General features: G+C 62.2%; 19 protein-coding genes. 5 read left to right on the top strand and 14 right to left on the bottom strand.

The genetic code is table 11. From position 1 onward, the window contains the following. Nucleotides 1-125: 125 nt before the first annotated feature. The 4 genes from M2281_RS16835 to M2281_RS16820 all read right to left on the bottom strand — a co-directional run bounded on the left by M2281_RS16835 (nt 126) and on the right by M2281_RS16820 (nt 4,207). Entirely contained in the window at nt 126-719 is a 594-nt protein-coding gene (locus M2281_RS16835; protein WP_425537742.1) for an ABC-type transport auxiliary lipoprotein family protein, read from the bottom strand. A gap of 95 nt (nt 720-814) precedes the next feature. Next, on the bottom strand, nt 815-2,188 hold the full coding sequence (locus M2281_RS16830) for an MlaD family protein (protein WP_280822324.1): 1,374 nt from the start codon (nt 2,186-2,188) through the stop codon (nt 815-817). 13 nt (nt 2,189-2,201) lie between these two features. Then, complete coding sequence (locus M2281_RS16825; RefSeq protein WP_280822323.1) at nt 2,202-3,020, bottom strand: ABC transporter ATP-binding protein; 819 nt, start codon at nt 3,018-3,020, stop codon at nt 2,202-2,204. A gap of 8 nt (nt 3,021-3,028) precedes the next feature. After that, entirely contained in the window at nt 3,029-4,207 is a 1,179-nt protein-coding gene (locus tag M2281_RS16820) for an ABC transporter permease (RefSeq protein ID WP_280822322.1), read from the bottom strand. A gap of 77 nt (nt 4,208-4,284) precedes the next feature. On the opposite strand from M2281_RS16820, the gene dgcA reads away from it, so the two are divergent. Then, nucleotides 4,285-5,268, top strand: a complete 984-nt coding sequence (dgcA, locus tag M2281_RS16815; protein WP_280822321.1) for an N-acetyl-D-Glu racemase DgcA — start codon at nt 4,285-4,287, stop codon at nt 5,266-5,268. On the opposite strand, the gene M2281_RS16810 is transcribed toward dgcA, so the two are convergent. Together M2281_RS16810 and M2281_RS16805 are read right to left on the bottom strand one after the other, a co-directional pair. Next, nucleotides 5,206-6,456, bottom strand: coding sequence for an MFS transporter (locus M2281_RS16810; protein ID WP_280822320.1), 1,251 nt, complete (start codon nt 6,454-6,456; stop codon nt 5,206-5,208). The two genes, dgcA and M2281_RS16810, sit on opposite strands and share 63 nt — an antisense overlap. A 322-nt stretch (nt 6,457-6,778) precedes the next feature. Continuing rightward, complete coding sequence (locus tag M2281_RS16805; protein WP_280822319.1) at nt 6,779-7,600, bottom strand: UDP-2,3-diacylglucosamine diphosphatase; 822 nt, start codon at nt 7,598-7,600, stop codon at nt 6,779-6,781. A gap of 119 nt (nt 7,601-7,719) precedes the next feature. Between M2281_RS16805 and M2281_RS16800 the strand changes: the two genes are divergently transcribed. From M2281_RS16800 to M2281_RS16790, 3 genes are all read left to right on the top strand, one after another. Continuing rightward, complete coding sequence (locus M2281_RS16800) at nt 7,720-8,499, top strand: SDR family oxidoreductase (protein ID WP_280822318.1); 780 nt, start codon at nt 7,720-7,722, stop codon at nt 8,497-8,499. Between the two features lie 176 nt (nt 8,500-8,675). Continuing rightward, nucleotides 8,676-11,003, top strand: coding sequence for an NADP-dependent malic enzyme (locus M2281_RS16795; protein WP_280822317.1), 2,328 nt, complete (start codon nt 8,676-8,678; stop codon nt 11,001-11,003). Nucleotides 11,004-11,109: 106 nt separating this feature from the next. Next, a complete protein-coding gene (locus M2281_RS16790; RefSeq protein WP_280822316.1) occupies nt 11,110-12,027 on the top strand; it encodes a hypothetical protein in 918 nt (305 codons plus the stop codon). Here the strand turns inward: M2281_RS16790 and gltX are convergent. The 8 genes from gltX to M2281_RS16750 form a co-directional block, all read right to left on the bottom strand. Beyond that, nucleotides 11,945-13,318, bottom strand: coding sequence for a glutamate--tRNA ligase (gene gltX, locus M2281_RS16785; protein ID WP_280822315.1), 1,374 nt, complete (start codon nt 13,316-13,318; stop codon nt 11,945-11,947). The two genes, M2281_RS16790 and gltX, sit on opposite strands and share 83 nt — an antisense overlap. Nucleotides 13,319-13,405: 87 nt before the next feature. Further along, nucleotides 13,406-15,208, bottom strand: coding sequence for an ABC transporter ATP-binding protein (locus tag M2281_RS16780; RefSeq protein WP_280822314.1), 1,803 nt, complete (start codon nt 15,206-15,208; stop codon nt 13,406-13,408). 411 nt (nt 15,209-15,619) lie between these two features. Continuing rightward, nucleotides 15,620-16,033, bottom strand: coding sequence for a GNAT family N-acetyltransferase (locus M2281_RS16775; protein WP_280822313.1), 414 nt, complete (start codon nt 16,031-16,033; stop codon nt 15,620-15,622). A 26-nt stretch (nt 16,034-16,059) separates the two neighbouring features. Continuing rightward, nucleotides 16,060-17,745, bottom strand: a complete 1,686-nt coding sequence (locus M2281_RS16770) for an NAD+ synthase (protein ID WP_280822312.1) — start codon at nt 17,743-17,745, stop codon at nt 16,060-16,062. Nucleotides 17,746-17,799: 54 nt separating this feature from the next. Further along, nucleotides 17,800-18,513 carry a DNA-3-methyladenine glycosylase I gene (locus M2281_RS16765; RefSeq protein WP_280822311.1) on the bottom strand — a complete coding sequence of 238 codons (714 nt, stop codon included), beginning with the start codon at nt 18,511-18,513 and terminating at the stop codon, nt 17,800-17,802. A gap of 77 nt (nt 18,514-18,590) precedes the next feature. Beyond that, on the bottom strand, nt 18,591-18,950 hold the full coding sequence (locus M2281_RS16760; protein ID WP_280822310.1) for a diacylglycerol kinase: 360 nt from the start codon (nt 18,948-18,950) through the stop codon (nt 18,591-18,593). Between the two features lie 54 nt (nt 18,951-19,004). Then, on the bottom strand, nt 19,005-19,802 hold the full coding sequence (locus M2281_RS16755; RefSeq protein ID WP_280822309.1) for a DODA-type extradiol aromatic ring-opening family dioxygenase: 798 nt from the start codon (nt 19,800-19,802) through the stop codon (nt 19,005-19,007). A gap of 104 nt (nt 19,803-19,906) precedes the next feature. After that, nucleotides 19,907-20,326, bottom strand: coding sequence for a GFA family protein (locus M2281_RS16750; protein WP_280822308.1), 420 nt, complete (start codon nt 20,324-20,326; stop codon nt 19,907-19,909). 352 nt (nt 20,327-20,678) lie between these two features. Here M2281_RS16750 and M2281_RS16745 point away from each other — a divergent pair, with 352 nt between their 5' ends. Further along, nucleotides 20,679-21,749 carry a GGDEF domain-containing protein gene (locus M2281_RS16745; protein ID WP_280822307.1) on the top strand — a complete coding sequence of 357 codons (1,071 nt, stop codon included), beginning with the start codon at nt 20,679-20,681 and terminating at the stop codon, nt 21,747-21,749. Nucleotides 21,750-21,771 lie beyond the last annotated feature (22 nt).

Genomic DNA, 21,771 nt, shown 5'->3' with positions numbered 1-21,771 from the left:
AGAGCAGCACATAGGAACAACAAAAAAGGCGGGAGAAAACTCCCGCCTTTTTCTTTGTCTGCAAATCCCGGAACCGGGCTGAGTGGTCAGTGCGACAGCGTCACTACTGGCTGCAACAGCCGTGGTCAGATGACCGAATCCGTCCACTCGACGATGTCAGCGGCCACTTTTTCGAATGCCCGGTTGAGCGCCTGCGCATAAGCATCATTGCCGCTTCCGCTCACCGGCGAACTGGCCGTGAAATCGTGGGACGCGCGCACTTCGCCGTTGCGGTCGTTGAGCAGGCGGACGAACAGCTCGATATGGGCGTTGCGGTCGCCGTCGACATGCACCTCGAAGGTGCGCAGTTCCGCGATCACCTGATAGTCGATCGCCAGGCCTTCGCCGGGCAAGCCGACGCCGGCGAAGGCGCCGGAACGCTGGAAGGTTTCGGCAAGGCGCGCCTGCACGATGCGCGGCAGGCGGTCCGACCACTGGGCGCCCTTGAGGAATTCAATGACGCCGGACGGGCGCCTGATGACGATGTTCTGGCCGTCCAGCGATTTCAGGGCCGGCGGCTCGGCGATCAGGATCTGCACGCGCTTGCGCATCTGCTTTGCCGTGCCAGAGGGCGCCGACAACTCATAGGAGTCGAGCGGGGTGGGGCTTTTGAACAGCGCGCAACCCGAAAGCGTCAACGAGACGGCCGCAACGCCCGCCATGACCTGAAATGTCTTCACCGCTAATCCCGTCCCCAAGATTACAGCTTCTTCCGCCGTGCGGCGGCAAATCTATATCTGTACCAACGCTTTCTTCGAATGCGCGTCCGGCAATGTCAACGTCGTGCCCGCCCGTCATACTCCCGAACGGTACCCTCTCCACCGGTAATGATCCGCTGCGGGTTGCGCTCCAGGTCTGTAATGGCCTGTTCGATGCGGTTGATCGACCGGCGGCCATCGCGGACGAACGCCTCGACGTCGCGCAGGCCGGGCCCGGTGAACTGCTGTATCCCGTTCAAAATCGTGTCGAGGCGAGCATTGAGCGTGTCCGCAACCTGGCGGAACGCCTTCAACGTCCCGGTTGCCTCGGACATCAGGCCATTCGCCTGACCGGAGCCCAGCAACTGGTCGACCCTCGTCAATATGCCGTCGATGCGCACGGAAGCCGCGTTGAGGCGGTGGGCAAGCTCGGTCGCATCGCTGATCATGCGATCGATGTCGTGGGACCGGTTGCCGAATTTCTCGGTGACCTTCGCCACATCGGACGCAGCAGTCTTGGCGTCGCGGCTGGCATCCTGGAAGTTGCCGAGCGTGGTGCGCAGGGACTCGGGATTGACGGCGCTCAGGATGCCGTCGGCCTTGGTCAGCGTGTCGCTGCCCTTCTCGGCAAAGCCGTTGATGTTGCCGACCGCCTTCTGGACACCGGCAATGATCTTGTCGAGATCCTTGGTGTTCTCGTTCAGATTGCTGGTGAACTTCTGGAGATTGGTGACGATTTCCGACACCTTGTCCTTGTTGACGGACTTCAATAGGTCGTCGACAGCCGTAAGCGTGCCCTCGATCTTGCCGGAAACCCCACCTAGCGTTTCCGACAGCTTGCTCACATTAGCAAGAAACTTGTCGACGCCCTCGGCGTTGCGGCCGAGCGCTTCCGAGAACTTTTCGGCGTTGTTGACCGTGCGCGTGAGCGGCTCGTGCACCTCGCCGACGAAAACCTCGACTTGGGAGAGCACGTTGTCGGCCCGCTTGAACAGCGCCTGCGCGGTCTGGAGCAGATTGGTCACCGCGGAGGGGTTGGCCGTGATCTCCGCGACCTTGCCGTTCGCCTCCGCCTCGTCGAACAGGTTCACTTCCTGCGGATTGCCACCCTTGAGCTCGATATTGGCCTGGCCGGTCAGGCCTGCAATGCCGATATCGGCCTGAGTCGACTTGGTGATCGGGGTCAGGCGGTCGATCTCCGTATCGGCGATTGCCACCGTCGGATTTTGCACGTCGATGAAAACGCGACGCACATCGCCAACCTTCACGCCGTTGAACAGCACCGCGCTACCGCGCGCGAGACCTGCGGCGGAGCCGGGAATACGCACACGCAGCAGCGCTGTCTCGCCGCGCTCCCCGATTGCCGCCGTCCAGTAGACGAAGGCAAAAGCAGAAAGGATCGCTAGGAGAGTGAAAATTCCGACGATGACGTAGTTGGCTCTGGTTTCCATTCGCGGTTTGGTTCTACCCCCTGGCAGCCAAGTCGATCTGCCGTGCGCGCTTGCCCCGGAAGTAAGATTTCACCCACGGCTCTTCGCTGGCAAGCATGTCTTCTATTGTGCCCTCTATCAGTACCCTTTTCTTGCCGAGAACTGCAATTCGGTCGCACACCGCGAAAAGGCTGTCTAGATCGTGAGTCACCATGTAGACGGTCAAACCCATCGTGTCGCGCAGCTTCGCGACCAGTTCGTCGAAATCGGCCGCACCGATCGGGTCGAGGCCGGAGGTCGGCTCGTCAAGGAAGACGATGTCCGGGTCGAGCGCAAGCGCGCGGGCAAGGGCGGCGCGCTTGATCATGCCGCCCGACAGTTCAGACGGGAATTTCTGGGCCGCATCGCGCGGCAGGCCGACCAGCTCGACCTTGAGCAGCGCAAGTTCGTCCATCAGCCGTTTCGGCAGATCGAGATACTCGCGCATCGGCACCTGCACGTTTTCAAGCACGGTCAGCGCCGAAAACAGCGCTCCGTGCTGGAACAGCACGCCAAGCCGCATGTCGAGCCGCATACGCTCGACCTCGTTGGCCTTGTCGACGTCGACGCCGAAGATTTTGATCGTACCCGAGCGCTTCTTGGTCAGCCCAAGCACGGTCCTGAGCAGCACCGACTTGCCGGCGCCGGAAGCGCCAACGAAACCGAGGATCTCGCCTCGACGAATGTCCAGCGAGAGGTTTTCGAGCACGATGTTGTCCTCGAAACCGACCGTGATGTTGTGGGCGGCAAGCACGACATCGGAATCATCCGCCGTGTCGCTTGCCATCCGGGTCGTCAGGGCCTCCTGGGTCATTTTCGCCTCTAGAAGCCGATGGATGCGAAGAAGATGGCGAAGGCGCCATCCAGGATAATGACCACGAAGATCGATTTGACCACCGAGGCGGTCACATGGCGGCCCAGTGATTCGGCGCTGCCGCCGACCTTCAGTCCCTCGACGGACGCCAGAATGCCGATGATCATGGCCATGAACGGCGCCTTGATCAGCCCGGAGAAGATGGTGCTGAGATCGATGCCGACGCGCAACCGGTCGACGAATGCCGTCGGGCTGATGTTCGAATAGTAGTAGGAAATCACGATGGCGCCGCCCAGGGCCGCGAAATTGGCGGCAACCGTCAGGCAAGGCAGAGCGATCACCAGCGCAACAAGTCGCGGGAACACCAGAACGCCCACCGGGTTGAGGCCGATGACTTTCAGCGCGTCCACTTCCTCGCGCATCTTCATCGAGCCGATCTCGGCCGTTATCGCGCTACCTGATCGGCCGGCCACCATGATGGCGGTCATCAGCACGCCCAGCTCGCGCAGAATCAGGATGCCGACCAGGTCCACGACGAAGATGTCGGCACCGAAATAGCGGAGCTGGTAGGCGCCCTGCTGGGCCACGATCGCACCGACGATGGTGGACATCAGCACCACCACGGGGACAGCCCCGACGCCCATGCGGTCGATCTGATTGAAGATCGCCGCCAGGTTGATGGCGTGCCCACGCCCGAGCTTCAATTGCGCGCCGCGGATCGTCGAGCCCAATATGTTCATCGAGGCGAGGAAGTCGTCGCGGATCGTGTAGACAGTGCGACCTATGGCTTCGAGCGCCACGATCAGGAGGCCGGGGCCCCTGGCGCGCTCCGTATCGGCGCCTCGGCGCGATGCCTCACGAACCGCATCGAGCAGGATCGACGCCTCTCGGCTCTGTGCCAGCAGCGTGACCTGGGAGCCGTGACCTTCGTTGACGGTCCGAAGCCTGTCGATCAGCCAGGCACCTGCGGTATCGATCTTGTCGATTCCCGACAGATCGAGCGTCAGCACTTCGCCGCTCCGCTGCGTCTCGAGTCGCCGTATCTCGGCATCGACCTGCGCCACGGTACGGGTTATCCAGGAGCCCGACAGGGCATAGACACGCACGCCATCCCGCTCCACCTCTGTCACGAGAGGTGGATTCTCGGTGGCGGTGCTAGGCCGCCGATTGTTGGCGTTGATCAACATAGCTGCCTGTCATATCCCGTCATATCGGGTCTGTCACTTTATCGGCCAAGCAGCGGCGAAGAGTTGGAGAAAAAATTATGGCGCGTGTCCTTTCGGTCAATGCTGAGCGCTTCCCCATAGCCGGCACCTTCACGATCTCGCGCGGCTCGAAAACCGAAGCAGAAGTCATAACTTGCACGATTTCGGACGGCGATTTCACGGGGCGCGGCGAGTGCGTTCCCTATAAGCGCTATGGCGAAACCATGGAGGGTGTGCAGGAAGCTATCGAATCGATTGCACCCAAGATTGCCACCGGCCTCGACCGGCAAACCCTGATGGAATCGATGCCGGCCGGCGCCGCCCGCAACGCCGTCGATTGTGCTCTCTGGGATCTGGAAGCCAAGATCTCCGGCACCCCCGCATGGCAGCGCCTTTCCGATTCGCCCCCCAAGCCGCTGGAGACGGCCTACACCCTCTCCCTCGGCACCCCCGAGGCGATGGCCGCGCAGGCTCGCGAGAATGCGGCCCGTCCTTTGCTGAAGGTCAAGATCGGCGGAGATGGCGACATTGCCCGAATCCGCGCGGTGGCCGAAGCAGCGCCCAACAGCCGCATCATTCTCGACGCCAACGAAGGCTGGACGGACCAAAACATCCGCGAAAACATGGCAGTGGCGGCCGATCTCGGCATCGCGCTGATCGAACAGCCCCTGCCCGCTGGCAAGGACGGCATTTTGCGCGACATTCCGCACCCGGTGCCGATCTGCGCCGACGAAAGCGGGCACGGCGTCGAGGATCTCACCTCGTTGCTCGGACTCTATGACGCGATCAACATCAAGCTCGACAAGACCGGCGGGCTGACGGCCGCCCTGCTCCTGCGCGACCGGGCGCAGGAACTTGGCTTCTCGATCATGGTGGGCTGCATGGTCGGCACGTCGCTGGCCATGGCACCGGCGGTGCTGCTCGCGCAGGACGCCGAGTTCGTCGATCTCGACGGGCCGCTGCTTCTGGCGCGCGACCGCTCACCCGGCCTCGTCTACAACGGCTCGCTCGTCTCGCCTCCCCAGCAGGCGCTTTGGGGCTGACCGGGCAGCGAGGCCGATAAAGAGCAGGCCGAGCATCGCCACGCCTGCCATGACGAAGAAACCGTCGACGCCGAGCCGATCGTAAAGCGCGCCGGAGAACAGCGTCACGCTCGCCATGGCAAAGCCGTTGGCGAAGAAGGCGATGCCCTGCGCCGCGCCCATCCGCTCCTCGGCCACGGTCTCGCCGATCATCTTCTGGACGCCGATCAGGATGAGGCCGGTGGAGAAAGCGTGCAGCGTCTGCGCGACGAAGAAGCCGAATGCGCCCAGCCCGAGCGGCCAGATGAGCGGATACATGAGCCAGCGCAGGATCGCCGCCAGACCGGCCATCAGCAGAAGCGTCGGCGCGCGCATATGGCTGAAGACGCGCGTGAAAACCATGAACATGCCGACCTCGGCCACCACGGCCCAGGCCCACAGCAGGCCGACCAGCGTTTCGCTGAGCTGGATCGATTTCCAGTAGATCGAGACGAAACTGTAAAGGAAGCCGTGGCTGGAAATGATCACCCCGGCTCCGATGACGAAGAACAGGAAATAGGCGTTGAGGAGCTTTGGCGCCTCCTCCTGCAGTTCCGTGGCCGACAGCGGCGAAGCGCGTCTCGGGCGCCCCAGGCGTGGCGCAAGGAACGAAGCCGCCAGCGCGCCGACGAGCCCCACGGAAATCATGACCGGCACGGCATTTGCGCTGTAGACCGCCAGCACCGCGCCGCCCACCAGATTGGCTGCCAGAAACGAGATCGAGCCCCAGATCCTCATTCGCGCATAGACCGAGCCGAAGCGCCGCACGCCCGAAAGCGCCAGCGAATCGGTCAGTGGCGTCTGCGGCGTCCAGAACACCGCCAGCACCAGCGAAACGCCAAGAACGACGGCATAAGTCGGCTCAAGGAAGTAGCCGGCCGAGAGCAAAAGCGCTGCCGCGACCATCAGGATCAGCACATTGGCACGATCCTTCGCCCGGTCGGCCATTGCGGTGATGAAGGGCGTGGTGACCACGCGCAGGAACATCGGCGCCGAAAGGATGAGCGCAATCTGTTCCGCCGCAAAACCCTTGGATTCCAGCCACAGCGGGAAATAGGGCAGATGCACGCCAAGCGGGATGAATATCGCCAGGAAGATCAGCGATATGCGCAGCTCGAAATGGCGCGGCTTGACAAGCTGATCAGGTGAAAGCGTCGACGGTAATGGCATGAGGGAGCGCTGGTCCGGGCGCGACTCATGCGAAAATCCCCGGCCGCGCTACCGGCTCCATTAACATGACCCCGATTGCCGGGAAACAAGGCAACCCCGCTGGCCTACTCGCCTGGATTTTTACGCCTGATGCCTCAGGCCGTATGGCATTTCGGGAACGCGCAATCGCTGGAAGCTTCGCATCCACCGTACCGAGCACGCCAAGCTTTCGCGCGTGCCTCGCGGCCGGCTGCAGGGCGGCAGGATCGGCCGAGGCCGTATGCGTCGCCCTATCGATGCGGGCGCGCTGTTTCGCAGGCTCCCAATGCATGGCAAATGCCCATCACGCCGCCTTGACGGCGCCCCCTTCGATGACCGTCGGCACGAAGACCGTCTCCGGAACCGGGTTCGTCGCCAGCACCTGCGGCCAGCACAGGATTTCCATCGTGCCGTCGAAATGCTCCACGACAGCGGTGCAGCTTTCCACCCAGTCGCCGGTGTTGACGTATCTCACGTCGCCGAAATCCTCGATCGTCGCGTGGTGGATGTGGCCGCAGATCACGCCATCGACATCCGAGCGCCGCGCCTCTTCGGCCAGAACGTCCTGGAAGGCGCCGATGAAGTTCACCGCCTTCTTGACCTTGATCTTGGCCCAGGAAGAGAACGACCAGTAAGGCATGCCGAACATGCGGCGCAGCCGCGACACGACGCGGTTGACGACGATGGCAAGGTCATAGGCCTTGTCACCCAGATAGGCGAGCCAGCGCGCATTGTGGACGATGGCGTCGAACTGGTCGCCATGGATGACCAGGTAGCGCTTGCCGTCGGCCGCCTCGTGGATCGCGCGGTCGGCGACTTCGATGCCGCCGAAATGCGTGCCCTGGAACATGCGAAGGAATTCGTCGTGGTTCCCGGCGATGTAGATGATCTTGGTGCCCTTGCGGGCCTGCCGCAGCAGCTTCTGGACCACGTCATTGTGGGTTTGTGGCCAGTGCCAGGAACGGCGCAGCCTCCAGCCGTCCACAATATCGCCGACGAGAAAGATCGTCTCGGCCTCGTGGTGGCGCAGGAAGTCGATCAGAAACTCCGCCTTTGCCGGCTTGGAGCCAAGATGGACATCCGAAATGAACAGGGTGCGGAATGTGCGGGGCGTTTGACCGGACATGGCATTCGTTCCGTTAACGGTTGCGCTGCCTATGCCCAGATTCATGCAACAGGCGTATGACGGTTGCGGTTTCCGTGACAAGGGATAGGTTATCGGCCTGCAAATCGGAGAAGCAAATCATGGATCTCGGCATTCGGGGAAAGACGGCAATCGTGTGCGCATCGAGCCGGGGGCTTGGGCGCGGATGCGCCATGGCCCTGGCCGAGGCAGGCTGCAATCTGGTCGTGAACGGTCGCGATGAAGAGAAACTGGCAAAGACCGCCCAGGAAATCCGCGACCGCTTCGGTGTCAGCGTCATTGAGGTGGTGGGCGATGTTGCCGATCCGGCCGTGCAGAAGGCCCTGCTGGCCGCGGCGCCCTCTCCCGACATCCTCGTCAACAACAATGGTGGGCCGCCCCCGCGCCCGCTGGCCGAACTCGATCGCAAGAAATTGATCGACGGCGTCACCAACAACATGATCACGCCGATCGAGCTCGTTCAGGCCGTCATCGACGGCATGGCCGAACGCGGCTTCGGCCGCATCGTCAACATTACGTCGCTGTCGGTCTACGTGCCGATCCCGGGGCTGGACCTGTCGTCGGGCGCACGCGCGGGCCTCACCTCGTTCTTGGCCGGCGTGGCGCGCACCGTCATCAGCCGCAACGTCACCATCAACAACATGCTGCCCGGCAAGCTCGACACTGACCGCCTGCGCACGACGCACGGAAACGGCGAAGTCGAGACGTCGGAGGCTGCAAAGGAGCGCAAGGAACGCCTGAGCGCCGACATTCCAGCCAAGCGACTCGGCACGCCGGAGGAGTTTGGCCAGATTTGCGCCTTCCTCTGCTCGGCGCATGCGGGCTATCTTACCGGCCAGAACATACCGGTGGATGGCGGGCTCTATGTGAGCGCCTTCTGAGCCGATCACAGATCGGTCTCAATTTGTGAATTAGTGGTTCCAACCATTTGGAATCACGAAAACTTGGCGATTGCCCGCGTTTTCGGTCGGTGAACGATCTCGAAAACGCGGCGTTGCGTGTTAAAAACATGGTCCAGGGTCAGGCCCTGACGACCGAGCGGATTAAAGCGGCTGAAATGGATACCGAAAAAGACAACGCGGCACGCTCCGACCTCAACGAGGCGGCGCTGTTCTTCCACAAATATCCCGTTGCGGGAAAACTCGAGATCCAGGCGACCAAGCCGCTCGGCAACCAGCGCGACCTGGCGCTCGCCTATTCGCCCGGCGTTGCCGCTCCGTGCCTTGCGATCCGCGACGAGCCCGCGACGGCAGCCGACTACACCGCCCGCGCCAACCTCGTGGCCGTGATCTCCAACGGCACCGCCGTTCTCGGTCTCGGCAATATCGGCCCGCTCGCTTCCAAGCCTGTGATGGAAGGCAAGGCAGTCCTCTTCAAGAAATTCGCCGGCATCGACGTGTTTGACATCGAGATCGACGCGCCGGAAATCGATCGCATGGTCGAGACCATCGCCGCGCTGGAACCAACCTTCGGCGGCATCAATCTTGAGGACATCAAGGCGCCTGAATGCTTCGAGGTCGAAGAGCAGCTCAAGGCGCGGATGAAGATCCCCGTCTTCCATGACGACCAGCACGGCACCGCCATCATCGTCGCCGCTGCCATCCTCAACGGGCTGGAGCTTGCCGGCAAGAAGATCGAGGACGTCAAGATCGTCACCTCGGGCGCCGGCGCGGCAGCACTTGCCTGCCTCAACCTGCTCGTCTCGCTCGGCGCCAAGGTCGAGAACATCTGGGTCACGGACCGCTACGGCGTCGCCTATAAAGGCCGCGTCGAGGAAATGGACCGCTGGAAGGATCCTTACGTCAAGGACACCAACGCGCGGACGCTGGACGATGTCATCGGTGGCACCGACGTTTTCCTGGGCCTCTCCGCTGCCGGCGTCCTGCGGCCGGAACTGCTGAAGGATATGGCCGAAAAGCCGCTGATCCTTGCCTTGGCCAACCCGACGCCTGAAATCATGCCGGAAGTGGCGCGCGCCGCCCGCCCCGACGCCATGATCTGCACCGGGCGCTCTGACTTCCCCAACCAGGTCAACAACGTCCTTTGCTTCCCCTACATCTTCCGCGGCGCGCTCGATTGCGGAGCGAGCGCCATCAACGAAGAGATGAAGCTGGCAGCGGTCCGCGCGATCGCCTCGCTGGCGCGAGAGGAGCCTTCCGACGTCGCCGCAAAGGCCTATTCGGGCGAGACGCCGATGTTCGGGCCGGACTTCCTGATCCCCTCGCCGTTCGATCCGCGCCTCATCCTGCGTATCGCCCCGGCCGTGGCCAAGGCAGCTTGCGAAAGCGGCGTGGCTACCCGCCCGATCACCGATTTCCCGGCCTATCTCGACCGGCTCAACCGCTTCGTCTTCCGCTCCGGCCTCGTGATGAAGCCGGTGTTCTCCGCTGCCAAGGCTTCCAGCGCAAAGCGCGTCATCTATGCCGATGGCGAGGACGAGCGCGTGCTGCGCGCGGCACAGGTGGTGCTGGAGGAAGGCATCGCCCAGCCGATCCTCATCGGCCGTCCTAACGTCGTTGACGTGCGCTTGCGCCGCTATGGCCTGCGCATCCGGCCGGGCACCGACTTCGAGCTGATCAATCCGGAAGACGATCCGCGCTATCGCGACTATGTCGAACTGCTGATCGAACTCGGCGGCCGGCGCGGCATCACCCAGGAAGCGGCGCGCACCATGGTCCGCACCGAGAGCACGGTGATCGCGGGCCTTGCGGTACGCCGCGGCGAAGCCGACGCCATGATCTGCGGTCTCGACGGTCGCTTCGCCCGCCACCTGCGCCACGTGAAGCTGCTGGTCGGCGCTCGCGAAGGCGTGCGGGATCACGATCTCTCGGCACTTTCCATGCTGATCACGAGCCGTGGCGTCATCTTCCTCACCGACACCTACGTCACCATCGACCCGACCGCGGAAGAGATCGCCGAGATGACGATCCTGGCGGCCGAGGAAATCCGCCGCTTCGGCATCGAGCCCAAGGCCGCGCTGCTGTCCTTCTCGAATTTCGGCTCGCGCGACGCGCCGAGCGCGCTGAAGATGCGCGAGGCAGCCGAGATCCTGAAGCGAGTGGCGCCCGACCTGCAATGCGACGGTGAAATGCATGCCGATTCGGCGCTTTCAGAGCACCTGCGGCAGAGGGTCTATCCGCACTCGACGCTGAAGGGCGAAGCCAATCTTCTCGTCTTCCCGAACCTCGACGCGGCCAACATCACCCTGAACACCGTCAAGATGATGATGGATGCGCTGCATGTCGGCCCGATCCTGCTCGGCACGGCACAGCCCGCACACATCCTGACGCCCTCTGTGACGTCGCGCGGCGTGGTCAACATGACCGCGCTGGCCGTCGTTGAAGCCGGGCACAGGGCCCAGGCGACGCTGGCCAAGCCGGACTGAGGGAAACGGAACGAAATCCGAGAGACCGGATTTTAAGTGTAAATCGGCAGTTAACCCCGCTTGTGCTAGGCGCCACAGCGGGGGGCGAAGGAATATCGGAGTGAAGATGACGGCCGGGTCAAAAAGGTTCCTCAAGGCAATTGCTATCCTTGCCGGCACCTCCTCAGGCGTCTTCGCCGCTATCGCGCAAGCCCCTGCCAATCCTCGCCTGTGCGACCAGCTCGAAGCCGAGCTGGTTGGCCTCGCGCCTCGCCAGGCGCCCAATACGGCCAAATACGACACCGCGATCGCCAAGCAGCGCGATCAGATCGTCAAGCTGCGGAATCGTGCGCAAGTGACCGGCTGCGGCTTTTCCTCGACCGGGCGCGGCGCGGAGAACTGCACCAGCCTGAACGCCACCCTGGCGAAGATGGAGAGCAATCTCGACAGCCTGCAACGCGCGCGCGCCGAGGCCGCTTATGTTGCTCCCGCAAGGTCGCCTGAAGAAATCATCGCGGCGCTAGATGCCAATGGCTGCCGCCAGGAAGCGGACTCATATCCTCTGGATTCCACGACCGATGCGGACGCCAGGAACGGACGCACAATCGACCAGATCCTCAACGAGGCCGGGCCCAACGAACAGAGCGACGAGGCTGCAGTCAGCGATCAAGACGACGGATATGCCTCTGGCGAACAGAGCGACACCGCCTCGCTAAACGACAATCAGGCTATTGAGCGACAGACGCTGGATCCCGTCGATGATACGGGCCAGCAGTCCTCCGGCTTCGAGATCATCGCCGGCAATCCCCCGCGGCCCGATGCCCCGGCGACGGCATCCGATCCGACCCATTCATCGTCCATCGTAAAGCCGGAGCCTCCCGCCTCGCCTGCCAAGGTTAAGACGGCCAGCAGCGCGACACGCGAGCCGCCGGTCGAGCGCGACCTCGACCCGAACCGCAAGGTCAGGGTCGTCGGGCCAGTGTTCCTTCCCGACCCAGAAGGGGCAATAGATCTGCGAGCTCCGGGCCGGAAGCCAGGCCAGTAAGCGCCAGGCGCAGCGGCATGAACAAGGCCTTGCCCTTTCGGCCGGTCGCTTCCTTCACCGCATTGGTCCACGACTTCCAGGTTTCGCGATCCCAGGGTTCTTCGGGCAGAAGGTCGAGCGCCTGCCCCACGAACTCGGCATCACCTTCGGACAGTTCCGCCGGCTGCTCCGGTCCCTGACGGACGATACGCCACCAGCCTGCGGCATCCGCCAGCCTGTCGAGATTGCCGCGCACAGCAAGCCAGAAGGCTTCCGCCTGATCGCCCGATACGCCGAGGGCCGAGAGTCGGTCTTGGGCCTGCTCGAACGGCATCTTGTGAAGCAGCGTACGGTTGAGGACGACGAGCTCGTCCGGATCGAATTTCGAAGCCGACTTGGACGTCGCCGCCGGATCGAAATGGGAGGCCAGTTCCGACATGCTCGGCATGGCGGCAACGTTTTCCGACGAGCCGATCAGCACCGCCAGAGAGGCAACCGCCATAGGTTCGATGCCGGATTCGCGCAGGCCCGAAATCGACAGCGCGCCCGTGCGCTTCGACAGCCCCTCGCCGCCGCTCGTTGTCAGCATGTTGTGGTGGCCGAAGATCGGCGCCTCGGCGCCCAGCGCGCGGAACAGCGCGATCTGCACGCCGGTGTTGGTGACATGGTCGTCGCCGCGGATGATATGGGTGATGCCCATGTCGATATCGTCGACCACGGAAGGCAGCGTGTAGAGATAGGTCCCGTCCTCGCGCACCAGAACCGGGTCCGAGAGCGAAGCGAGATCCACGGTCTCCTCGCCGCGTACGAGATCGTTCCAGTGGATCTCGGTACGTTCGGTTTCGAACGGGTCGTGCTTGAAATTGGGCAGCAGGAAGCGCCAGTGCGGCTTGCGGCCTTCGGCCTCCAGAGCCTCGCGTTCCTCAGGCGTAAGCTTCAGCGCCTCGCGGCCATAGACCGGCGGCAGCTTTCGCGAAAGGCGGATCTTGCGGCGCAGTTCGAGCTCTTCCTGCGTCTCGTAGCAGGCATAGAGCAGCCCGGCTGCCTTCATCCATTCCGTGACTTCGTCGTAACGGCCGAAGCGACGCGACTGATACTCGGTGGCATCCGGGAAAATGCCCAGCCAGTGCAGGTCATAGAGAATGGCGTCGGCATATTCCTGCTTCGAGCGCGCGATGTCGGTGTCGTCGAAGCGTTGGACGAAGCGGCCGCCATTCTTCAGGGCAAACAGCCAGTTGAACAGCGCGGTGCGCGCATTGCCGATGTGGATACGGCCTGTCGGCGACGGAGCGAAGCGAACGGTTACGGTCATTTGCACCGGTTAACGGATGCTTAGGACATTGGCAAGGCTGCCATGCGGATCATGGGCCACGGCAAAGCGTGGCCCACAATACCCTTTTCAGACTAGGCCCTTGGTCAGTTCCAGCGCCTGCCGCTCAAACAGGCGGCGATAGATGCCGTTGTTGAGCCGAATGAGGGCAGCGTGGTCGCCCTCTTCCACGATGCGGCCGCGATCGAACACCAAGAGCCGGTCGAGCGCCTGCACGGTGGAAAGCCGGTGCGCGATGACGAGCGTGGTCCGCCCGACCATCAGCCGCTCCATCGCCTGCTGGATCAGCACCTCCGATTCCGAATCCAGGCTCGAGGTTGCCTCGTCCAGGATCAGGATCCGTGCGTCGGCCAGGAAGGCCCGGGCTATCGCCACACGCTGGCGCTCGCCGCCCGACAGCTTCACCCCGCGCTCACCCACCAGCGTGCCATAGCCCTTCGGCAGGCGGGTGATGAAGTCGTGCGCGCTCGCGAGCTTTGCCGCCTTCTCGATCTCCGCCTGCGTGGCGCCGGGCCGAGCATAGGCTATGTTCTCGGCCAGTGACCGGTGGAACAGGATCGGCTCCTGCTGCACGATGGCGATCTGCGAACGCAGCGAGGACTGCCGCGCCTGCGAGATGTCCTGTCCGTCGATCAGGACGCGCCCGCCGCTGACGTCGTAGAGCCGCTGGATGAGCTTGACGAAGGTCGTCTTGCCGGAGCCCGAATGTCCGACAAGCCCCACCCGCTCGCCCGCTTTGATCGTGACGGAGAAGTCGCGATAGAGCGGCAAATGGTGGCTGCCATAGTGGAAGGTCACCTTGTCGAACTTGATTTCACCATCGGTGATCTCGATCGACCTCGCGTGCGGCTTGTCATCGATGCCCAGGGGCTGGCCGTGGATGTCGACGAGTTCCTCCATGTCGTTGACCGAGCGCTGCAGGTTGCGCACATGCATGCCGACGTCGCGTAGATAGCCCTGGAGCACGAAGAACGAGGTCAGCACGAAGGCGATGTCGCCGGCGCTTGCCTGCCCATTCGCCCAGAGAAGCAGCGCAAAGCCGATCACCGCAGCGCGCAGGATAAGCAGCGTCACGCCCTGCGCCGTGCCGTTGATCGTGCCGCGCGACCAGGTGCGGTCGGTGCGGTGCTGCCACTTGCCCAGAACCTTCGACAGGACCGCATCTTCCCGATGCTCGGCGCCGAAAGCCTTGACGACGGAGTTGCAGCTCACCGCATCGGCCAGCGCACCGCCCAGCTTTGTGTCCCAGCGGTTGGCAAGGCTCGCCGCCGGCGCGACGTAGCTGAGCGAGAGCGACACCGTCAGCACGATGTAGAGCAGCGAGCCGACCGCCACGATAAGGCCCATCATCGGCCAATACCAGGCCAGCAGGATGGTCGAGCCGACCAGCATCACCAGCGACGGTAGAAGAGCGATCAGGATCGTGTCGTTCAGCAGGTCTAGCGCCCACATGCCACGCGTCACCTTACGCACGGTCGAGCCGGCGAAGGCGTTCGCGTGCCAGTCGGTCGAGAAACGCTGGATGCGGAAAAAGGCATCGGAGGCGATGTCGGACATCATGTCGAGCGTCAGCTTCACGATGCCCATGAAGGTGACGTACCGCATGACGATCGCGCCAAGCGCCAACGCAAGCAGCATGACGAATGCCGAAACCGCAGCATTCCAGGCCACGACATCGCTTGCCGCGCCGGAGGCGACGGCATCGACCAGCCGGCCGGAGTAAAGCGGCGTGAGAACGTCGGCCATGGTCGACAAAAGCACTGCAATGCCGATCACCGTCAGCCGGACAGGCTGGCGGCGCCAATGCTGGGCAGTGAAGCCGAAGACACTGCGGAACGCCCCGCCGCGCCAGTCGATACGAAAACGAGCCATAATGTCATTCGGGGGCGACAAGCCGCCCGATCCCAATAAGAAGTCAGCTATGGAAACACCGCGAAAGGACGGCAAAGCCGACCGGGAGATGCGGGGTACGAAAACGAATTTGGCAACCAGCCGGAAACCCGCCGGCGGTGACCGAGGCTGAAGAAGACCTAACCCGAAGCTTGGCCGAATGAGGGCAATCCTCGTCGGCGCCGCGCTTGAGAGCTAGGCCTCGGAACCTCGCATAACGATGTCAAATTCTGTCATTCGTGCCCTCCCGAAGCGGGGAAACGCGGGAAGTTGCTTATAGAATAGGCAATTGTGTTCGCCAAGACCGCAGGCCCAGGAAAGCTGCTTTGGATCAAACGGTGCGGTAAAGCTGCAACAAATTAGCAAAGAGAACTTTAGACCGACGTAAGACGCTCAGGACGATGGCGTGCGCGACAGGCGCATATACTGCCCGTCCGTCGACCGGACGAAGCCGAGCTTTTCGTAGACGCCATGCGCATCCGATGTCGACAGGCCCCAGTGCAGGATGCAGCCGAGTTCGGGATGATCGAGGAACGCCTTGACCAGCCTGCGGCCCAGCCCCTGCCCGCGATGCTCGGGCCAGACCATGATGTCGCAGAGATAGCCGAAATAGGTGCGGTCGGTGACGGCGCGGGCAAAGGCCACTTGCTGGCCGTTCAAGTAGGCGGCAGCGCAGAGCGAATTGGCGAAGGCCTGCTCGTGGCCCGCATCGGTGCGGTGCTTGCCCCAATAGGCCGCTTTCAGAATTTCGGAAGTGGCGCGGAAATCGATCCGCGCCCTGTCGAAACTGATCTCATAGTCAGTCACGGCCACCTCCCTTTGAAAACAAGGATTTATCCGCGATCCCTGAATCTGTTGGTGATCGGATAGCGGCGATCGCGGCCGAAATTCTTCTTGGTGATCTTCACGCCAGGCGCGGCTTGCCGGCGCTTGTATTCGGCGATGTAGAGCAGATGCTCGATGCGATGGACCAGATCACGGTCGTGGCCGCGCGCGACGATTTCGTCGACGCCCATCTCGTTCTCGACCAGGCACTCAAGAATGTCGTCGAGCACCGGATAGGGCGGCAGCGAGTCCTGGTCAGTCTGGTTTTCACGCAGCTCCGCCGACGGAGCCTTGTCGATGATGTTCTGCGGGATCACCTCGCCCGACGGCCCCAACGCGCCCGGCGGCACCGTGCCATTGCGCCAGCTCGCCAGCGCATAGACCTGCATCTTGTAGAGGTCCTTGATCGGGTTGAAGCCGCCATTCATGTCGCCATAGAGCGTGGCGTAGCCCACCGACATTTCCGACTTGTTGCCGGTGGTGACCACCATCGAGCCGAACTTGTTGGAAATCGCCATCAGGATCGTGCCGCGGGCACGGCTTTGCAGGTTCTCTTCGGTGATGCCCTCCTTGGTGCCCTCGAAGAGCTGCGTCAGCGCGTGCATGAAACCTTCGACAGGCTCGAAGATCGGCACGATGTCATAGCGGCAGCCGAGCGCCCGGGCGCAGTCCTCCGCGTCCTTGAGCGAATCGCTGGACGTATAGCGGTATGGCATCATGATCGTGCGCACCCGCTCTTCGCCGAGCGCGTCGACTGCGAGAGCCGCGCACAGCGCCGAGTCGATGCCGCCCGACATGCCGAGCACGACGTTCTTGAAGCCGTTCTTGTTCACATAATCGCGCAGGCCAAGCATGCAGGCCCGGTAGTCGGCTTCTTCGCTATCGGGAATCCTGGACACCGGCCCATCGACGCATTCCCAACCGTTTTCGCTGCGCTTCCAGTCGGTGACGACGACCACCTCCTCGAACTGGCTCATCTGGAAAGCCAGCTGCTTGTCGGCCGATATGGCGAAGGAGGCGCCGTCGAAGACCAGTTCGTCCTGGCCGCCGAGTTGGTTGGCGTAGAGCACCGGAAGGCCCGTTTCGATGACCTGCTTGATCACCACCTGCTGACGCACGTCGATCTTGCCGCGGCAATAGGGCGAGCCGTTCGGCACCAGAAGGATTTCAGCGCCCGACTCCGCCAGCGTCTCGCAGACGCCGAGGTCGCCCCAGATGTCCTCGCAGACGGGAATGCCTAGCCGGACACCTCGATAATTGACGGGCCCCGGCATGTCCGGCCCTGCCTGGAACACGCGCTTTTCGTCGAACTCGCCGTAGTTCGGCAGATCGATCTTGTAGCGCTCGGCGATCACCTTGCCGCCGTCGGCCACGATGACTGAGTTGTGCAGCCCGCTCTTGCGCCGCAGCGGCGTGCCGATGATGACGCCGGGTCCCCCATCGGCGGTCTCGGCTGCGAACTCGGTCGCCGCGCGCTCGCAAGCCGCCACGAAGGCCGGCTTGAGCACCAGGTCTTCCGGCGGATATCCGGCGATGAAAAGCTCGGTGAACAGGACAAGGTCCGCACCCTGCCGCGCGGCATCCGCCCTCGCCTCCCTGGCCTTGGCAATATTGCCGGCGATGTCGCCGACGACCGGGGTAAGCTGAGCTACGGCAATGCGCAGTATATCGCGGGCGACAGGCTTTGTGTTCATGCCAAGCGGTGTAGCGCGGCTGCCCCTGCCGGGCAATGCCGTTCCCTTGTGCCACTATTCTCCGGTGTATTCGCGGATGGTTTCGGGCGAATGGTTTTCGCCGATGGACATCGAAAGAATGCGCGAAATGTGCTTGCGCGGCAGGCCGGTCTGGCTCGCCCAGGCGTTGACCTGCTGCTGGATCAGCCCAAGGTCTCGCTTCGAGGTGGGGTTCTCGGAAATCTCAAGCCCGGCGTCCCGCAGGGCTGCAACCATGTCCTGCGACAGGATATAAGTGTCCCATTCCAGCCATCGCAGGAAATACTGCCCGGTATGACCACCCAGCCGGCTGCCATGCTTGGCGAGATAGGCCGTCAACCCGATCTGATCGTCGGCCGGCCATTCCGCCAAAAACTTGCCGAAGCCGCCATGCTCCTTCGACACGCGCTCGACGAACGCGGCATTCTCGCGAACCGAGCGGATCTTCTGCGGATTGCGCACGATGCGCTTGTCGGAAGTGAGTTCGTGCCAGAAATCGTCGGGCTGGAACAAGAGGCGCTTGGGCTCGAAATGCAGGAACGCCTCTTCGAAGCCCGGCCATTTCTGCTCGATCACCCGCCAGACGAAGCCGGCTGCAAAAATGCGCTCGGCCATGGTCGAAAGGACGCGGTCGTCGGGAATCCTGGCGAGCGCTGTATTCTGCGGCACAGGCCCGAGCAACGACGCAAGAACCTGCGGCCCGCCCTTGCGCGTGGCAGCCCTGGCGCGAATCTTCTCGAAGTCGAGCATGGTAATCTCCCCTGAAACCCGTCGCATCGTATCAGGTCCGACCCGGACAGGAATACGCTTCGCGTGCTGGCCGAAGATCAGATTTGAAGGCCGGTCAGCCGCTCGATCAGGGCGATCAGCCAGACGCCGGCGACCAGGATGATGGAGATCAGGACCGCGAGAGACCCGCAGTCCTTGGCCAGCTGGATATCGACATGAAACTCGCGCGAAACGGCATTGCACGCAGCCTCGATGCCGGTGTTTAGCACTTCGACCATCATCAGCATCAGGATCGCGCCGATGAGCAGAGCGTAGCCGCTCCAGCTCGTGGCAACGAACCAGCCAACCGGAATGGCAACCAACAGAAGGATCACCTCCTGCTGGAACGCCTTCTCGCTACGAATAAGCCGGCCGAACGCCCTGACAGAATTGCGAAACGCACTGATCAGGCGCCCCATGCCAAAATCCCCACATGAATCGTCATGAAACGATCATGTAGCGCAATCCAACAGTCACTGGAACAGGTAGGAATCGTTGGCGAAAAAGCCGTTGTCGACCGAGTCGTGCACGCGTTTCGCTTTCGGATGTTCACCCGCCGCGCCGTAGGCAAAGAAGATCGGCATCAGATGCTCGTCGGTGGGGTGGTTCTCAATGGGAAACGGAGCCTGCCGCTTCCAATCGAGCAGCGCTTCCGAATCGTTCGCCTTCAGCTTCTCTTCGAACCAATCGGTGAAGGCGGTGACCTTGCCGGCCAGTTCGGGATCGACCGCGGCGCCCTGCCTCATGACTGAAAAATAGGCACGCAGATTGTGGGTGATGTGACCCGACCCAATCAGCAGAACGCCTTCCTCGCGCAGCGGCGAAAGCGCCTTGCCCACCGCATAGTGCCACGCGGCATCGCGATTTGGATCGATCGAGACCTGCACGATGGGGATATTCGCATCCGGGAAGGCCAGCTTCATCGGCGTCCAGGCGCCATGGTCGTAGCCGCGCTTGCCAAGCCGCGCCGGCGAAAGCCCCGCCTTGTCGAGCAGGCCGATCACCTTCTCGGCCAGTTGAGGCGCGCCGGGAGCGGGATAGACCATTTCATAGAGTTCGGGCGCAAAGCCCCGGAAATCATAAATCATTTCGGGGCTCGGATCGGTCACGACCGTCACCCCGTGCGTCTCGAAATGCGCCGAGACGACGACGATCGCCTTCGGCCGAGGCATCAGGCCCGATACGCTTTCAAGATAGTGGCGCGCCGGCGTGTCGCTGATGACGATGCTCGGTCCGCCGTGAGAGATGAACAATGTGGGCATGGTGGCCATGGAAGTTCTCCTTGACCACAATATACGCAGGATCCCGCCTTTCAGGCAGTCCGCCACGCCGCAACGAACCGTTCAACAAACGGCGACGCTTATCAAGGTGGCGTTCAATTGCCGGAGACTTTCACCGCCGGCGTCGATGTCGCAAATTGCGGCAGGCCATCGTCAATCTCGTAATAGTCACCCTTGTGGTCCACGAAGATGTGGCTGTCAGCGACAAGCCCGCTGGGCCTGTCGAAGGCTCCCGCCAGAACGGAAACCGTGTCCAGTTCGCCATGTTTCCAGAACAGCGCCGAGCCGCAGATCCGGCAAAATCCCCGGCGGGCGACCTCCGAGCCGTTGTACCAGGTGATGTTCTCGGCGCCCTCGATCTCAATATTTGAGTCGGCGACATTCGTTGCCGCGAAATAGTGGCCGCTTTGCTTGCGGCATTGCGAGCAGTGACAATAGACGATGCCTCGCAACGGACCGGATGTCGTGAACCGAACAGCGCCGCAGCCACAAGAACCTGTTTTCTGTTCGCCCATTCCTAGCTTCCTGTCGCCATGTCACACCCGCGACAAGAAACTAATTGCAAGCATTTCTTGCAGGCTTTCGCAAATGCGACATCGCTTAAGCCTATCCATCGTTACAGATGAAACTGTTTCATTTTGCAAAAAGCTTTTCGAAATCGTAACAGAACGAAAGAATGCACTTGCTTTGAAAATTAAGGAAAGTTTATCTCCCTCGCATTTAAATTAAATGTGCAAAGAGACCGCAAGGTGGGGGCGGTCTCTTGCCACGGGCAGGGTCCACCCATCAATGGATGTCTCGATCATCGCGCCATCGGACATTGGCAGCGGAGCCGTTCACACGGCTCCAATGTAAAGTGGAGCAAGAATGCAGCCTGCTGTCGCCCCGGGTGAATCCGGCAACGATCTTACCAGTACCGTAGTCGCGACAATGCGCCAGATGGGCGTGATGGGGCTGCCGCGCAACTATGAGATTTTCTACGAGGCGCTTTCGGGCACCAATCCGATGCTCAGCCTCGAGGTCATCGAACTTGGCAATCGTCCGACCCAGGAGCGGCTGGACCAAATCGGCCAGAAGTACTTTGCCCAGAACCATAACCAGACCGTCGTCGAGAAGGCCCGCGAAGTCATTGCCCAGGAGTTGGAGGACGTAGCTCGCCTCCTGCGCAACGAACGCACCCATCTCGAAAGATACGGTCAGATCCTCGACCAGACCTCGAGCGGCCTGAACAACCGCGACCTGCTCAGCAAGGAGCTCCTGCAGAAGATCGCCACCGCCATGTCGATGGCGACGACTTCGACGATCGACCACGGTCGGCAGGTTGCGCAGACGCTGGACGAGAAATCGTCCGAACTGGAAAACGTCAAGTCGAAGCTCGAGGAATACAAGCGGCTGGCCGACACCGACCCGCTCACGCATCTGTGGAATCGTCGCGCCTTCGACAAGGAATTGGCCGCGATCTACAACAGCAACAACGGCATCATGTTCAAGGGCTTGATCCTGGCCGACATCGATCGCTTCAAGGAGATCAATGACCGCTATGGTCATCCGGTCGGCGACAAGATCCTAAAAATCATCGCCGACATCTTCCGCACCAGCGTCAGCGAAAACATGTTCGTCGCCCGAACCGGCGGCGAGGAATTCGTCCTGGTCGTGGACGGCGTCAGCGAACAGTCGACCCTCGAGATTGCCGATCACATCCGCGTTCTCATCGAGCAGACGCAGTTCTGCGGCGGCCAGCCGAGCGTGAATTACGGGCCGGTTACGGTATCGATGGGCATCTGCATGGCGTCCGAAGCCGAGAGCGCCGAAGACCTCTACACCAAGGCCGATCGCGCCCTCTACCGTTCGAAAATCGACGGGCGCAATCGCGTGACCCGCTTCTCCGACATTTCCCCGCGGGCTGGGAAGAATTGGATGCTTTATCGCAAGGACTAATCGGTCAAACCGAAGTTACGGA

Origin of the sequence: Pseudaminobacter soli (ex Li et al. 2025) (genome assembly GCF_029892515.1) — a bacterium.
Taxonomy (GTDB): domain Bacteria; phylum Pseudomonadota; class Alphaproteobacteria; order Rhizobiales; family Rhizobiaceae; genus Pseudaminobacter; species Pseudaminobacter soli_A.
Note: the sequence above shows the minus strand (reverse complement) of the source record. Positions and strands in the feature narration are given on the sequence as shown.